Here is a 281-nt window from a genome sequence, read left to right on the forward strand (position 1 = left end):
GGCATGAAGAGCCGCGGCATGTACGAGACCCCGGGCGGCGAGATCTATGCCGTGGCGCACCGCGGGATCGAACAGATCACGCTCGATCGCGGCGCGGCCCACCTCAAGGACGAGCTGATGCCCAAGTACGCCGAGCTCATCTACAACGGCTTCTGGTTCTCGCCGGAGCGCGAGATGCTCCAGGCGGCGATCGATCACAGCCAGGCCAAGGTCAACGGCACCGGCCGGCTCAAGCTCTACAAGGGCCTGGCCCAGGTCGTCGGCCGCAAGTCGCCCGACAG

At 66.9% G+C, this 281-nt stretch carries 1 pseudogene; it reads left to right on the top strand.

Features of this window, described 5'->3' with window-relative positions:
* A pseudogene (locus AB1471_RS18925) lies at nt 1-281 on the top strand (argininosuccinate synthase); the annotation flags it as partial.

The sequence above is a fragment of the Jeotgalibacillus marinus genome (assembly GCF_040801915.1).
GTDB classification, from domain to species: domain Bacteria; phylum Bacillota; class Bacilli; order Bacillales; family Jeotgalibacillaceae; genus Jeotgalibacillus; species Jeotgalibacillus marinus.